Consider the following 14,450-nt stretch of genomic DNA (forward strand, 5'->3'; position numbering starts at 1 on the left):
AAATTTTGTGTAAATTAAAGTTTAAATAGTATGAATTGATAAAATAATCTCTATTTATTAAGAATAAATACATTTGTGAACCAAAAAAGCCGTTGATGTTTTTAACTCACACGGCCAATTGATGGTTGCTTCTTTAGTATCATGTACGCATATAATTTTCTAAATTACTCCCTTCCCTTTACAAATAGGGCATTTTATTTCCATTGGAATAGGCAAAGTTATTTTAATTTTCCCGGTCCCTTTACACTTTTTACACATCATTTGAATCCCCTCTTACGTTATTTTTTTTCTGGTACAATACATTTATTGATTTTAGTAAATGATCAAATTCTTCCTCATTTAATTTGTCAATTTTTTTTAGTTGCTTCCTAATGTATGTATCTAAATCGTCCTCATTGTTAACGAGTGGATCGTCTTCGGGATCAACTGTTTGTTCAATATTAGAGAAATAAATTGCCATACTTCCTGTAATAGATCCTATTAAACCAATACCTACTAACATAAGAATACTTGCAATAATTCTTCCTCCGATTGTGACCGGTGAGATATCACCATATCCTACTGTAGAAACAGTCACAATTGACCACCAAATGGAATCGGCCATACTATTTATATTTGGATTCTCTCCCTTTTCTAAAATATAATTGCTAACTGCTCCCCATGTCATGATTAGAAAAGTAAATATAAATACATTTGATAATCCGCCTGACTTAAAAATTTCTTGTAAAGTCTTTGATACTTTAATAATTCTTATTAATCGAACTAAACGCATAAGACGAGCAACTTTGAAAAAAGCATCAAACGGAATGAGTGCAATAAGGTCAAATACGTTTTCTTTCACAAATTTTTTCTTGTCATTTGAATTATATAATCTAACGATATATTCAATGGAGAAATAGATAATAAAACTATAGTCTGCCCATTTAATTTGTTGTGCTGTCAAAATTTCACTACCTGAATAGCTTGTGACAATTATTGTTAAGTACAATAAGATAAACAAGAAGATGACAAATTCATATATAATCGTCTTATTTTTCATCTTTTCACTCTCCTATATCTATCACGCCTTTCTCTCTATACCCTTTTCAATTGAAATATATTACTTATAAGATCATAAAAATAAATCTCACGAATAATTTTTCATCAGGATGGTAACAATATAATTAGAAAATTTTATTAATCCGAAGTAGCTCAGTGGTAGAGCAACCGGCTGTTAACCGGTTGGTCGTAGGTTCGAGTCCTACCTCCGGAGTATAGATAAAGCACCTCTTTGTATGAAGAGGTGCTCAGACTGTAGACAAACTCAAAGAAATTTGAAATTGTCATGGTCTTTTTTTTATTTCAATACATAGTGAGAAATCGTCGATTTCCGTTTCAGGCGCTACGCTTTCCACGGGCACGGCCTCAGCCTTCTCCCTTGCTCCTGCGCAAGCTCGTCGCAGAAAAAACGTTGCTCCTGCGCAAGCTCGTCGCAAAAATTAATTTCGCTACGCTCAGTCCGGGTGCTTCGGCTCGTGCTGTTCCCGTAGGAGTCTTCGCGCCTTCTACTCCGATCGACTAGTGTTGGCAAATTTAAAAAGAGTTGAGTTTCTAAATCTTCTAAGACGATAGGTGTTGAATATCATGATGACTAAAAATCAAATCAATGAACGTGAAAATTGACAAAGTACCCCAAGAGACGAACTCACGGGATACTTTGTCTGAGCACCTCTTTTTATGAAGAGGTGCTTTCTATCTTTTTGGATTGAGAGGATTTTTTAATAACACCTTATAAAACCCAATTAAAAGGCCATACTTGTATATATATAAATTTAATATGGAGGTACTGAAAATTGTATACAACTGATTCTAAAATAGCTGTTTTTGCTCTCGGTGGCGTAAATGAAATAGGGAAAAATATGTATGTTATACAGTCTGATGACGATATTGTTGTAATTGATTGCGGATCTAAATTTCCAGATGAAAGTCTACTAGGAATTGATTTAATCATTCAAGATGTTTCTTATTTAAAAGAAAATATTGAGAAAATCAGAGGCTTGATTATCACCCATGGTCATGAGGATCATATTGGAGGTATCCCCTATTTCTTAAAACAATTAAAAGTGCCTGTTTATGCAACAAACTTAACACTAGGTTTAATTGAAATAAAATTAAAAGAACATGGCTTATTAAGAGAAACAAAACTTCTATTGATTGATTCAGAATCAAAACTTAGATTAGGTACTATTAACGCAACATTTTTCAGAACTAGCCACAGTATCCCTGATTGCTTAGGCATAGCTTTCCATACACCACAAGGTACAATCGTACATACTGGTGATTTTAAGTTCGATCTAACTCCCGTGGACAATCAATCTCCAGATATTCATAAAATGGCGGAGTTAGGTCAAAATGGTGTATTGCTATTATTATCAGAAAGTACGAATGCTGAAAGGCCAGGTTCTACTCCATCGGAGCAGCTTGTTGGCGATCATATAGAAGAGGAATTTCGTCGAGCGCCAAGAAAGATTTTTATTTCCACTTTTGCTTCCAATGTTCATCGTATACAACAAATAGTACAAGCAGCTATTAAAACAAATCGAAAAATTGCATTGCTCGGCCGTAGCATGGTTAATGTTGTAGCAGTTGCAAGAGAACGTGGTTATTTAGAGATTCCAGAAGGAATGATTATTGATGCAAGCGAAGTACAATCAATGAATCCTGAAAAAGTAGTGATTATTTGTACAGGAAGTCAAGGAGAACCTATGGCTGCTTTAGCACGTCTAGCCAGCTCTAATTTTCGCCAAGTAGAAGTTTTGCCTGATGATACTGTGATTCTTGCAGCAGGTCCTATTCCTGGAAACGAGCGAAGTATTTCTAAAATTATCGATAATTTATTTCAATTAGGAGCTAGAGTAATTTATGGCTCAGGTAGTGTTACTGGGATGCATGTTTCAGGTCATGCATGCCAGGAGGAACTAAAACTTATGCTAACACTAATGAAACCGAAATACTTTATTCCTATTCATGGAGAGTATCGAATGCTAAGACATCACAGCTTATTAGCAGAATCAGTTGGCGTGAAAAAAGAAAATATATTTATTGTCAGTAATGGCGGTGTAGTTGATATAGAAAATGAAGAAGCTAGACATACCCGAACTATTGAATCTGGAAATGTGTTTGTGGATGGTTTTGGAATAGGAGACGTTGGGAATATTATTTTAAGAGATCGAAAACTACTTTCAGAAGATGGCATGCTAGTTATCGTCACATCAATCAATAAATCTAACAATCAAATAGTTACCGGTCCGGACACTATTTCTAGAGGTTTCGTGTATGGTCCAGACGCAGAAGAATTGATTAATGAAGTAAATAATTCAGTTCGATCGACTATCAACCAGCTGCAAGATAAAAATAAAAATCAACGTGTCCTAAAACAAAATATTAAAAAATCTGTAGAACATCTTTTATATAAGAAAACGAAAAGAAGACCAATGATTCTTCCAATAATGATTGACATTTAAATCTCGTATGAACAATCCAGGAGGCTAGAATGAAGGATTATAAAATATACACAAGCCAAGATATTGATGTCTATTTTAATTTAAATAAATGTACTCATGCAGCGAACTGCGTGAAATATTTACCTTCTGTATTCAATGTGAATCGAAAGCCATGGATTCAACCTGATGCAGCACTAATTGAGGATGTAAAAAGAGTAATTGCTACCTGCCCAAGCGGTGCTTTGCTATATAAGGAAAATAAGTTCAAATAACGAAAAGTACCGTTCTATTTATAAATTAGAACGGTACTTTGTCAATTTTGAAAGTATTTGAGTTCAAAATTCCCCTGAATTTTATGCGTGAGTAGTCTCTACGAGACGTTTTCAATTTGCATTAGGAAGCTTCCATGTCCAAGTGGGTCCTTCGGTACAAGCTTCTCAATCGTTAGCATTTCAAGTTGTTCACGTTCATTTATTTGGTTTTTAGTCATCATGATATTCAACACCTCAAAGTATTAGAAGATTTAGAAACTCAACACTTTTTAGTTTAGCCAACACTAGTCGATTGGAGTGGAAGGCGCGAAGACTCCTACGGGAACAGCACGAGCCGAAGCACCCGGACTGAGCATAGCGAGGGAGAAGGCTGAGGCCGTGCCCGTGGAAAGCGTAGCGCCTGAAACGGAAATCGACGATTTCTTACTATGTATTATAAATAATAAAAGACAATTTCAAATTTCTTTGAGTTTGTCTACAGTCTGAAAAGTACCGTTCTATTTATAAATTAGAACGGTACTTTTCGATTTTACAACGAAATTACTCCAGTAACCACAGCAGTTATGGTCATGACAATCGTCGTTCCAAATGCCCACTTAAATAAAAACTTTTGATGCTCTCCAAAATCCACTCCAACTAGTCCAATTAATATAAATGTTGCAGGTACTAAAGGAGATAGTGGAAATCCAGCTGTCGAATGTCCAAGCAAAGCGGCACGTCCAATCTCTACTGGGTCAATACCAAAACCGGCAGCCGTTTCAGCTAGAATGGGAAGAATACCAAAATAGTAAGCATCCGGTGAGAACACAAAGCTCATTGGAATACTAGTAATAGCTACGATAACAGGCAAATGGCTTCCAAGTGATTCAGGAATTACAGAAACTAAAGTAGATGCCATTGCATCCATCATACCTGTTCCACTAAAAATTCCAGTAAAAATACCAGCGGCAAATACCATCGTACTGATCATAACAAAACTATTTGCATGGCTTAAAATCTGATCTTGCTGTTTCTGCGCATTTGGATAATTGACAAAAAGTGCTATAGCATAAGCTACCGCAAACAAAATGGCAATTGGTAACACATCCATTACAAGTAAAACCATAAGAACAATCGTTAAAAATAGATTAAACCAATATTTAGTAGAAGTCCCCTTACTTGTTGCCGCAATCTCAAGAGATGCAGTGGAAGTTTCCTCTAATTTAACAATGCCTAATCTCTTTCTTTCTCTCTTGCCTAATATGTATGCTACAAAAAGTGCCCATAATAGTCCTGAAACCATAACAGGAATCAATGGTATAAACAAGTCAGATACATCTACCTGAAGGCTAGCTGAAGCTCTAACCAAAGGTCCTCCCCATGGAATAATATTCATCACACCAGCAGCCAGTCCAACTACCGAAGCTAATATTAAGCGATTCATCCCAAGTCTAGTGTATAGAGGTAACATTGCCGAAACAGTAACCATAAACGTTGAAGAACCGTCTCCATCGAGCCCAACTAAAATAGTTATGATAGCAGTTGCAACTACAATTTTTAAAGGATCCCCTTTTACAACGCTTAAGATTTTATTAACCATTGGATCAAACAATCCTACATCAATCATTAATCCAAAATACAAAATAGCAAAAACAATCATAACCGCTGTTGGTGTTACATTGAGAATCCCGGCCATCATCATCTCACCCATATCACCTGCAAAACCACCTATTAATGCAAATACAACAGAAACACTGATGAAAGCAACAACCACAGACAGCTTTTTAGTGATAACTAGTATTAAAAAAATACCAATCATACAAAATCCTAAAATTGACAACATAAAATAATTCCTCTCTTTTTTACTTTTCTAATAACGCTTTAGCTTAGTAGTGTAATAAGTACATAGAGTATATTTTATGCAATATATTTCTCTAAGTCAACATAATTTTTAGAATATTAATAAATGTAAGAAATAACAAAAAACGTTCATAAATAGATTAACTTCCCTAATGGAATTTCATCCTTTATATATAGCTTAAGTGATTGTATTTTCAAAAAATTATTGTAAACTAAAACCAAGTCATTTATTTTGTATATATTAAAAGGAGAAATTATGTTAACTAAACAGCAATTACTAGATATAGAAAAACTACAAAAAGAATGTGAGAATCATGATCACATTCAATTAAAGCTAAATTGGGAGATGCTTCGTAATCGTACTTCCAAAGAATTGGATTTCCTGCTTTATGAAAATGAAGAATTAATAGCTTTTTTAGGATTATATCCTTTCGGATCAACAGTAGAAGTATGTGGAATGGTTAAACCAAGTGAGCGAAGAAAAAATTACTTTACTCTCTTATTTAAACAAGGTATGGAAGTTGTCAAAAAAAAATCTTTTAGAAAAGTTTTATTAAATGCTCCAGCTAGTTCAATTGAAGCGAAAGCTTTTTTAACAAAACAAGGTGCAATATACAGTTTTTCAGAACATCAAATGACATGGGAAGAAAAGGTGTTAGAAACGGTAGATGGGTTTTCCTTACGCCACGCAAATGACAATGATTTAGATATGCGAATACGTTTATCAGTTGAAGCATTCGGATTACCCGCATTAGATGCCGAAGAAATGGAAGTCAGAATTACCGAAGATAAGGACTCTGACATGTTAATGATTGATGTTGAAAATGAAACAATCGGGAAAATTCGCATTAGAAGAGAAAATGGAGAGGCTTGGATATATGGTTTTTCCATCTTACCTACACATCAAGGCAAAGGTATAGGAAGAAAAGTATTACAACAAGTAGTACTCGAACAATCTAACTCTGGACAATCAGTACATCTGGAGGTAGAAACTAAAAATGCACATGCACTCAGACTTTATGAATCAATTGGATTCAAAGTGGTCCATGCGCAAGATTATTACGCTTATAAATAAGAAAAAAATAAAACCAAAGTGATTTTATCATCACTTTGGTTCTATCTTACTTATTTGAGTCCTTTTTCCTTTAAATATTGCGTATTTCTTCGCGCTTTATAGCGAACATCATTATTCTTCCACCACGCCCAAATAGATACTAAAAAAGTTACTAAAAGCGTCACTCCTAATTCTAGCTCTTCATCATTAAATGGTAGTGGACTATACCCTTTCATAACTAAAAATTGATTGATCCAGGCTATAAAAAGAATAATAGACCGTATAATCATCATTTTATCGAAAGGTGCTAGTTTATCATTACTTGACATTACAGATTCGCCTCCTTAAGAAAATAATATGTTTATATACTATAATCATATGTCTTTAAGGGTTTCTGCATTGGACTATCTGTTAATGTCTTTTATTATCGCTTTCCATTTGACGCCAATCTTTTGCAAGCATTCCATAAATAACATGATCTACATAATGATCATATAACCACTCTGCTTCACGTACGCAGCCTTCTTCCGTAAAACCTAATCTTTCTGGTACTGCTCTACTTTTTTTATTTTCTACAGCCGCCCGTATCTCAACTCTATTTAACTTTAAGTCTAGTAATGCATAATGGACAAAAGATTTCACCGATTTTGTCATTAATCCTAAGCCTCTATAGCCATCACCAAGCCAGTAGCCTATACTTGTAGATTTGTTGTTCCAATCTATCTTGTGAAAACCGATAACCCCTGCAATTTTTCCTTCATACCATATACCAGCCTGTACTCCATTATTCTCACTAAATTGCTTCATAGTAGACTGTATAAAATTTTGAGTATCTCCAATTGATTTTGTGTAGTCTATAAACGGTAGCCATTCTCTTAATGTATCTTTTGAACGAATAGTTAAATCATATACTTGTTGTACATCTTGCAAGTCAAGCATTTTCAGCTCGGTTTTATCATCAATTTTGAAAGTAAACATTATTTTTTCCAACCCCTTAATTTTACATGTTTCATAGAATTTAGTTTACATAATATTATTATTAAACAATTTCCACGAAATTCTATTCATGATCAGCAAACAATCTCTATGAAAAAATATTACCACTCACTTATGTGAGTGGCAATATAACTTAGTTTTCATGCTCGGTAGAATTACAGCACCCATTATGTATGATTACTTTTACTCTGCATCCAAACTTATTAGCTCTGTTGGAACCGCACATGACTGTCTAACAACTAAATGATGAGGAATGATTATTCGTTTTACTGGTTCATTTTCATTCTCTAGCATTTGAATTAAACTCCTCGCAGCTTGATAGCCTAGTTCTACAATATGAATATCAATTGAAGTAAGTGGCGGCCTGGACATTTCAGCAAATAAAGCGTTATTAAAGCTTACAATCGATACTTCCGTTGGAATGTCAATTTGCATTTCTGTCAGTGTATTAACTACTCCCAAAGCCATTAAATCATCTGTTACAATAAAGGCTGTAGGTGGAATGCTTCTTCTAAGAAGTTCCATTACCGCTTCTTGTCCACCCTCACGTAAAAATTCCTCGTGGATAATATAGTCTTCATTTAGTACTATGTTAGAATCCTTCAGAGCTTCTTTATATCCAAGCAAACGATCCATCGTTACAGTTAGACTTGGACTGCCTCCAATAAAGCCAATTTTTTTATGTCCAAGACCAATTATGTATTCAGTAGCTTCTTTTGCTGCTAAATAATTATCATTATCTACATGAGTTATTTTCTCCACAAAGTCAAAAGGTTTACCTATCACGACAAAAGGAAATTTTCTATATTTTAAATAGGAAAGAATTTTGTCGTCTATACGAGAGTATAAAAGGATTATTCCATCAACCCTTCCCCCCTGGACCATTTGCACAACTCCATGATATAACTCCTCTTCCGTTTTGCCAGTAGTCATTTGAAGAGCATAGTGTTTTTCATGCGCACCTTCACTTAATCCTTGAATAACCTCTGCAAAGAATGGGTTTTGAAAAAACACACCAGACGAGTGAGGTAATACAAGACCTATCACTTTTGTGGATTGGCTTGCAAGACTGCGTGCGATAAAATTAGGATGGTATCCTAGCTGCTCCATCGCTTCTCTCACACGTTTCTTCGTCGTTTCACTAATACGAGGACTATTTGCAATCACGCGAGAAACTGTAGAAGGTGCAACATTTGCCAATTTTGCCACATCTTTAATCGTAATAGCCATTAAAATTCCCTCACTCTCTTCCATAAATAACATTATACAAAATCATCGTTTCCATTAAAACATTGATAATTAAAACATTGTATCTAATACTATATTTTTAAAATTGGGAGTCACCTTATACACTTCTTACTATTTGAACAAATATACTCTTACTTCGTAAGGCTTGAGGAAAACATCCTTTGTTAATTGACTGGGAGCGTCTTCATAATTAAATAGTAATAATTCAGCCTCAAGGTTTGGAAGTTCATCTAACTTCAGTTCCGATTCATAATGGCGGAAATTACATAGCACAACAGCAAACTGACCCAAGAATGAGCGTGTATATATATATACATCAGGATGATTTTCAAGCCATACATCATATTCCCCATAAACAAAAATCGGGTTATCTTTTCGCAATTGGATCATCCTTTTGTAGAAATGATAAATAGAGTTTTCATCATTCAGTTGGTAATTTACATTGATTTTCAAATAGTTAGGGTTAACTTTCATCCAGGGGAGACCATCGGTGAATCCACTGTTTAACGTATCATCCCATTGCATTGGCGTTCTAGAATTGTCACGTCCATTCGTCCAAATTGTTTCCATTACATCCTCATGTGAACGTCCTTTAGCAATCTCGAGAGTATAGTAATTCTTCATGCCGATATCATCATAGTCTTCAATGGTAGGAAATTTGACATTTGTCATCCCTATTTCCTGCCCCTGATAGATGAAAGGAGTCCCCTGCATAAGAAAATAGAATGCAGCCAACATTTTTGCACTTTCGTTCCAGTGCTCTTGATCATTTCCCCAACTAGAAACGCTACGTGGTTGGTCATGATTTTCTAAGAAAAGAGCATTCCAGCCTTTAAGGTGTAAACCTTTCTGCCATTTGGTCAGTGTTTTTTTAAGACCGATGACATCTACCGTCTTATCTAGCTCCTTATTCCATAAGCCAAGGTGCTCAAACTGAAAAATCATATCAAATTTCCCATTTTCCTCCCCAACCCATTCATCAGCTTCAGCCAAGCTGACTCCGTTAGCTTCACCAACAGTCATAATATCGTACTTTGAAAAAGTTTCCTCTTTTAACTCTTTTAAATAATCTTGTATTCCAGGCTGGTTTGTGTGCATTTCAAAAGCAGAGACATATTTATCGCCTTGAGAATTAGGCATATCCGGCATTCCATAGCGCTTCTTTATATGGCTGATTGCATCTACACGGAATCCATCTATTCCTTTATCCAACCACCAATTAACCATTTTAAATAATTCTTCTCGAACTTCTCGGTTTTCCCAATTTAAATCAGGCTGCTTAATAGCAAATAAATGAAGATAATATTGTTTTGTTAACAAATCGAACTCCCATGCACTTCCAGAGAAGATACTCTCCCAGTTATTTGGAGCTTCATCTTCTTTACCATCTCTCCAAATATACCAATCTCTCTTAGGATTATCTTTGGAGGAGCGGGATTCGATAAACCAAGGATGTTCATCGCTTGTATGATTGATTACCAAATCTAGTATCAACTTCATGCCTCTTGCATGTACCTGTTTTAATAATTCATCAAAATCCTCAATGTTTCCGAACTGTTTTGAAATACCTTGATAATCACTAATATCATAACCATTATCAGCATTAGGTGACTTATAAAACGGACAAATCCAAATTACATCTACCCCTAAATTCTTCAAATAATCTAACTTTGAAATGATTCCGCGTAAATCACCAATCCCATCCCCATTGCTATCCATAAAACTTCTAGGATACACCTGATAACATACTGCTTCTTTCCACCATTTTCTTTCCATATAACAAAGTACTCCTCTCGTTCTGAGTTTACAAAGTATATTACTGCAATCAGTCGACTGGAGCGTATATATTCGTGCCATTCGCTAATTCACATTTTGTTTTTTTCTCTTTTTAATCCAAACATATAGGGAGACTGCAAATAAAATAACTATAGAACCGGCTATATATATCCAAGTAATCCCACCGCGGTTTCTAAGTTCATATATTTCTGATTGGCCACTTTTAAGTTCAATGGAATATTGCTTCCTATCTGATTTAAAGTTTCCCCCATTAAGCAGACCTATTAATTCTTTTCCTTTTTCAAGTCCTTCCGTAAGTACTACCTTTTGGCTTTTTGAAGTATTATTGATTGCTACAACAACTGTTTCTGCTTGATAGGTACGTTTGAATACCGCCATTCCCTCTTCTTCATATAAAAGTTCCATGTTCCCTCTTGTGAGTGATGATAAGTCTTGCCTCAACTTGCCAAGCTTGGATAGATAGTTAATTAAATCGTCATTCGAATTAAATTCCATCATTCTACGATTATCCGGGTCATTTCCGCCATCCATAGCGTTTTCAGTTCCATAATAAACAATTGGTATTCCAGGTGCCGTATATAAAAAAGTTAAACCTTGCTTCACTTGAGTAACCGGATCTTGGTTATTGTTAATTGCCAGATGAGCGAACCTCGGTATGTCATGAGTGTCCAAAAACTGCCCCAACTTTTCAGGTCTATCGAATGTCTTTTGATTACGATCATTATTTGAAAATAGCCAACCTAATGATTGGTCCGTTTTTTCAAAAGCAGTACGTAAACTATCATTCTGCGAAAAGTCAAGAAACCCATCAATACCTGTATCCTGATACCCTATAATTACATTAGGATTATCATGCCATACCTCACCAATGAGAAAGAAGGAATCTTTTTCTGATTTAACAGCAGCTGAAAACTCCGTCCAAAAATCCTTTGGAACATGCTTTACTGTATCTAATCTGTAACCATCAATATCTGTCTCGTTAATCCACCATTTTGCCGCATCTATTAAATACTTTCTTACTTCCGGGTTATCCTGATTTAAATCTGGTAGATCATAAAGCCAACCATTCTCCACTTCATTTGGATCGTCCCAATTAGAAATTGGTTTTTTTTCGTGAAACCAATCTTGTTTACTAGAATCGGATAGCCACTCATGGTTAGGTCCTACATGGTTAACGACAAAATCTAAAATAACCTTCATATCTCGATCATGAGCTTCTTTAACGAGGGTCTTGAATTCTTCCATCGTACCGAAGTGATCATTTGTTTTATAAAAATCATTTATCCAATAGCCATGATAGCCTTTTTCCGTATTTTCAATGATTGGTGTCAGCCAAATTGCTGTGAAACCCATTTCTTTTAAGTAGTCGAGCTTGTCGATGACGCCTTTAAAGTCACCACCGTGATACGCAAGCGGGTCATTTGGGTTTGCTTCGTTGTCATTATTAACATCTCCGTTATTGAATCGGTCCACCATAATCATATAGATGGTCTCGTCCTGCATCTTTCGCTCTTCGTTTGCATGAACAGGCTGAAATTTAAAATTAGTAATTAAAAGCAAAGTTAATACAAATAGTACAATACACTTTTTCATGTCTTTCCTCCCGGCAAATTCTTACCCCTTTGTACCACCTGATGTAAGGCCAGATATAAAGTATTTCTGGAAAGTCAAGAATAAGATGGTAATTGGAATAGCAATCAAAACCGAGCCGGCAGCAAAAGTAGTAAACTCATTACCGAACTGCTTGGATACCAATTCATATAAACCAACACCCATCGTAAATTTTTCCTCTGAACGTAGCATAATTCGAGCAAGGATAAAATCCCCAAAAGGAGCGATGAATGAAAATAGAGCTACTACCGCAATAATTGGTTTGGCTAGTGGCATAATAATCTGCCAAAAGATGCGAAGATGTCCAGCACCATCCATTCTAGCTGATTCATCTAACTCCTTTGGAATAGTATCAAGATATCCCTTCATCAGCCATGTATTCATTGGGATTTGTCCTCCTACATATATAAGAATCAGCCCTAAATGAGTGTCTAAGAGATTTGTTCTTTGTGCGAGAACAAAAATTGCTATAAGAGCAGCAAAGTTAGGAATCATTTGCAAGACCAAAAAAGTAAGAAGCCCATTTTTTCGTCCAAAAAAACGATAACGAGAAAAGGCATAACCAGTGAGAGAAACACTTATTACAGCAAAAACCATTGTGATTAAACTAATTTTCATGGAATTTATATACCATAAAATATAATTAGACTTTTCTGTATCAAACAGATCTAGATAATGCTTGAATGTAGGATTTTCTGGAAACATGGAGGATCCAGAAAGACTTTGTCCGGGATTAAGGGATGATCCTATTACCCAAAGAAGTGGGTAAATGACAACCACAGCTGCAATAAGTAGGAGAAGATATGAAACTGTTAGTCTGATAATCTTTTCAGTCTTATTAGTCATTACATCATATCCTCCTCTTTAAATGAATTGGTCCGTTTGAATTGCCATAATGCAACTGCAATAATAACAACTGATAATAGCATCGTTATTGCCGCTGCCTTTCCGTATTGACCAGAAGTCATCGTTAATTTATAAATCCAGGAAATCAATATGTCACTACCTCCGGCATTTTGCCCTGGTAAAGCTGGTCCCCCGCCGTTGAAAAGGAAGATTACATTGAAATTATTAAAATTAAATGTATACTGCGTGATTAGAATCGGTGCTGTTGCGTATAAAACCATTGGTAAAGTAATACTACGAAATTTCTGCCAAATGGAAGCACCGTCCACGTTTGCAGCTTCATATAATTCATCAGGAATTGACTGTAAAACCCCAGTTGTCATTGCAAAAACAAATGGAAAGCCTAGCCATGACTGAATAAAAATTAAGGCCACACGTGTCCATAACTCTTCTGTCATCCAAGGAAGGGGTTCAATACCAAAAAAATGGAGTATACTCATATTAATTACTCCGAAAGATTCATTGAACATTCCAGAAAAAATTAGAATAGAGATAAAGGCCGGTACAGCCCATGGCAGAATCAAAATCGTCCGAAAAACTACCTTTCCTTTCAAGTCCTTTTGATTGACTAATACAGCTAAAAAGATTCCTATTGCTGCTTGTAGTGTCGTTGCTCCGAATGTCCATACTATAGTCCATCCAAGTACTCCAAAGAATGTTTTTCTCCAAAGATCCAATTTGAAGATATCAATATAGTTTTGAATTCCTACCCAATCAACTAGTTTTGCAGGTGGAGAATGGTACAAATCATAGTTAGTAAAAGATAGTAGAATAACAAAAATGATAGGAAATATAACAACGAAGATTAACAATAAAAAACCAGGGGATATCATCAAATATGGAAAGCCATTGTCCAAGAGGTTATGATATTGTTCCTTCACACTGTTTAAAGCAAAGCCTTCATCTCGTTTTCTCCCATTATAATAAGCATCATAAATGTTAAAAGCATAGATAACTAAACCAATTATGGCTACAAGCAAAGCGATAATTCCATCTATTAGCAAGAAGATGGAATGGTCAAGAATTGGAATCTCACCAAGTGTGAATAATCCCCAAAATCCCCAACTTAAAGTTTGAGAAAAGCTACCAAAAAATGCTGCAGCTAATACGAGGAAAATAATACCCTTCACAATCTGTCTGTTATAAAATTGTCCGAAGCCAGGAATTATCGATAATATGCCCGCATTTCGTTTATGTTTGGTTGTGACATTTCTGTCCATTGCCCATGTTGCCTCCTTCTTTCCT

Annotated in this window: 13 protein-coding genes and 1 tRNA gene; 4 read left to right on the forward strand and 10 right to left on the reverse strand. The window is 35.4% G+C overall.

All coding sequences use genetic code 11. The features are described 5' to 3' along the window. Positions 1 to 250: 250 nt before the first annotated feature. Complete coding sequence (locus P2Q73_RS10760; protein ID WP_275786836.1) at positions 251 to 1,039, reverse strand: ion transporter; 789 nt, start codon at positions 1,037 to 1,039, stop codon at positions 251 to 253. A 141-nt stretch (positions 1,040 to 1,180) separates the two neighbouring features. Here P2Q73_RS10760 and P2Q73_RS10765 point away from each other — a divergent pair. From P2Q73_RS10765 to P2Q73_RS10775, 3 genes are all read left to right on the forward strand, one after another. Beyond that, positions 1,181 to 1,252: transfer RNA gene (locus tag P2Q73_RS10765), tRNA-Asn, on the forward strand. A 580-nt stretch (positions 1,253 to 1,832) separates the two neighbouring features. Next, complete coding sequence (locus P2Q73_RS10770; protein WP_275786837.1) at positions 1,833 to 3,503, forward strand: ribonuclease J; 1,671 nt, start codon at positions 1,833 to 1,835, stop codon at positions 3,501 to 3,503. A 29-nt stretch (positions 3,504 to 3,532) separates the two neighbouring features. Then, positions 3,533 to 3,754, forward strand: a complete 222-nt coding sequence (locus P2Q73_RS10775) for a (4Fe-4S)-binding protein (protein WP_053589545.1) — start codon at positions 3,533 to 3,535, stop codon at positions 3,752 to 3,754. A 98-nt stretch (positions 3,755 to 3,852) separates the two neighbouring features. Here the strand turns inward: P2Q73_RS10775 and P2Q73_RS10780 are convergent, their stop codons facing one another. Together P2Q73_RS10780 and P2Q73_RS10785 are read right to left on the reverse strand one after the other, a co-directional pair. Then, positions 3,853 to 3,975, reverse strand: a complete 123-nt coding sequence (locus P2Q73_RS10780; RefSeq protein ID WP_275787490.1) for a hypothetical protein — start codon at positions 3,973 to 3,975, stop codon at positions 3,853 to 3,855. 308 nt (positions 3,976 to 4,283) lie between these two features. Further along, on the reverse strand, positions 4,284 to 5,576 hold the full coding sequence (locus P2Q73_RS10785; RefSeq protein ID WP_275786841.1) for a CitMHS family transporter: 1,293 nt from the start codon (positions 5,574 to 5,576) through the stop codon (positions 4,284 to 4,286). Between the two features lie 273 nt (positions 5,577 to 5,849). Here P2Q73_RS10785 and P2Q73_RS10790 point away from each other — a divergent pair, with 273 nt between their 5' ends. Beyond that, a complete protein-coding gene (locus P2Q73_RS10790; protein ID WP_275786844.1) occupies positions 5,850 to 6,668 on the forward strand; it encodes a GNAT family N-acetyltransferase in 819 nt (272 codons plus the stop codon). A gap of 50 nt (positions 6,669 to 6,718) precedes the next feature. On the opposite strand, the gene P2Q73_RS10795 is transcribed toward P2Q73_RS10790, so the two are convergent. The 7 genes from P2Q73_RS10795 to P2Q73_RS10825 form a co-directional block, all read right to left on the reverse strand. Next, on the reverse strand, positions 6,719 to 6,976 hold the full coding sequence (locus tag P2Q73_RS10795; RefSeq protein ID WP_053589548.1) for a phage holin: 258 nt from the start codon (positions 6,974 to 6,976) through the stop codon (positions 6,719 to 6,721). An 82-nt stretch (positions 6,977 to 7,058) separates the two neighbouring features. Continuing rightward, positions 7,059 to 7,625 (reverse strand): GNAT family N-acetyltransferase, encoded by a 567-nt coding sequence (locus P2Q73_RS10800; RefSeq protein WP_275786846.1) that lies wholly within the window; start codon positions 7,623 to 7,625, stop codon positions 7,059 to 7,061. A gap of 201 nt (positions 7,626 to 7,826) precedes the next feature. Continuing rightward, positions 7,827 to 8,873 (reverse strand): LacI family DNA-binding transcriptional regulator, encoded by a 1,047-nt coding sequence (locus tag P2Q73_RS10805; protein ID WP_056829866.1) that lies wholly within the window; start codon positions 8,871 to 8,873, stop codon positions 7,827 to 7,829. 129 nt (positions 8,874 to 9,002) lie between these two features. Then, positions 9,003 to 10,667, reverse strand: coding sequence for an alpha-glucosidase (locus P2Q73_RS10810; RefSeq protein ID WP_275786850.1), 1,665 nt, complete (start codon positions 10,665 to 10,667; stop codon positions 9,003 to 9,005). Between the two features lie 84 nt (positions 10,668 to 10,751). Next, the gene (locus P2Q73_RS10815) at positions 10,752 to 12,281 is read right to left on the reverse strand and encodes an alpha-amylase family glycosyl hydrolase (protein ID WP_275786853.1); all 1,530 of its coding nucleotides are present in this window, start codon (positions 12,279 to 12,281) and stop codon (positions 10,752 to 10,754) included. A gap of 21 nt (positions 12,282 to 12,302) precedes the next feature. Beyond that, on the reverse strand, positions 12,303 to 13,145 hold the full coding sequence (locus tag P2Q73_RS10820; RefSeq protein WP_275786855.1) for a sugar ABC transporter permease: 843 nt from the start codon (positions 13,143 to 13,145) through the stop codon (positions 12,303 to 12,305). Beyond that, positions 13,145 to 14,425 (reverse strand): carbohydrate ABC transporter permease, encoded by a 1,281-nt coding sequence (locus P2Q73_RS10825; protein ID WP_053589554.1) that lies wholly within the window; start codon positions 14,423 to 14,425, stop codon positions 13,145 to 13,147. The genes P2Q73_RS10820 and P2Q73_RS10825 overlap by 1 nt, the downstream gene beginning before the upstream one ends. Positions 14,426 to 14,450 lie beyond the last annotated feature (25 nt).

The sequence above is a fragment of the Bacillus sp. Cr_A10 genome, from assembly GCF_029222665.1.
In the GTDB taxonomy this organism is placed as follows: Bacteria; Bacillota; Bacilli; order Bacillales_A; family Planococcaceae; genus Psychrobacillus.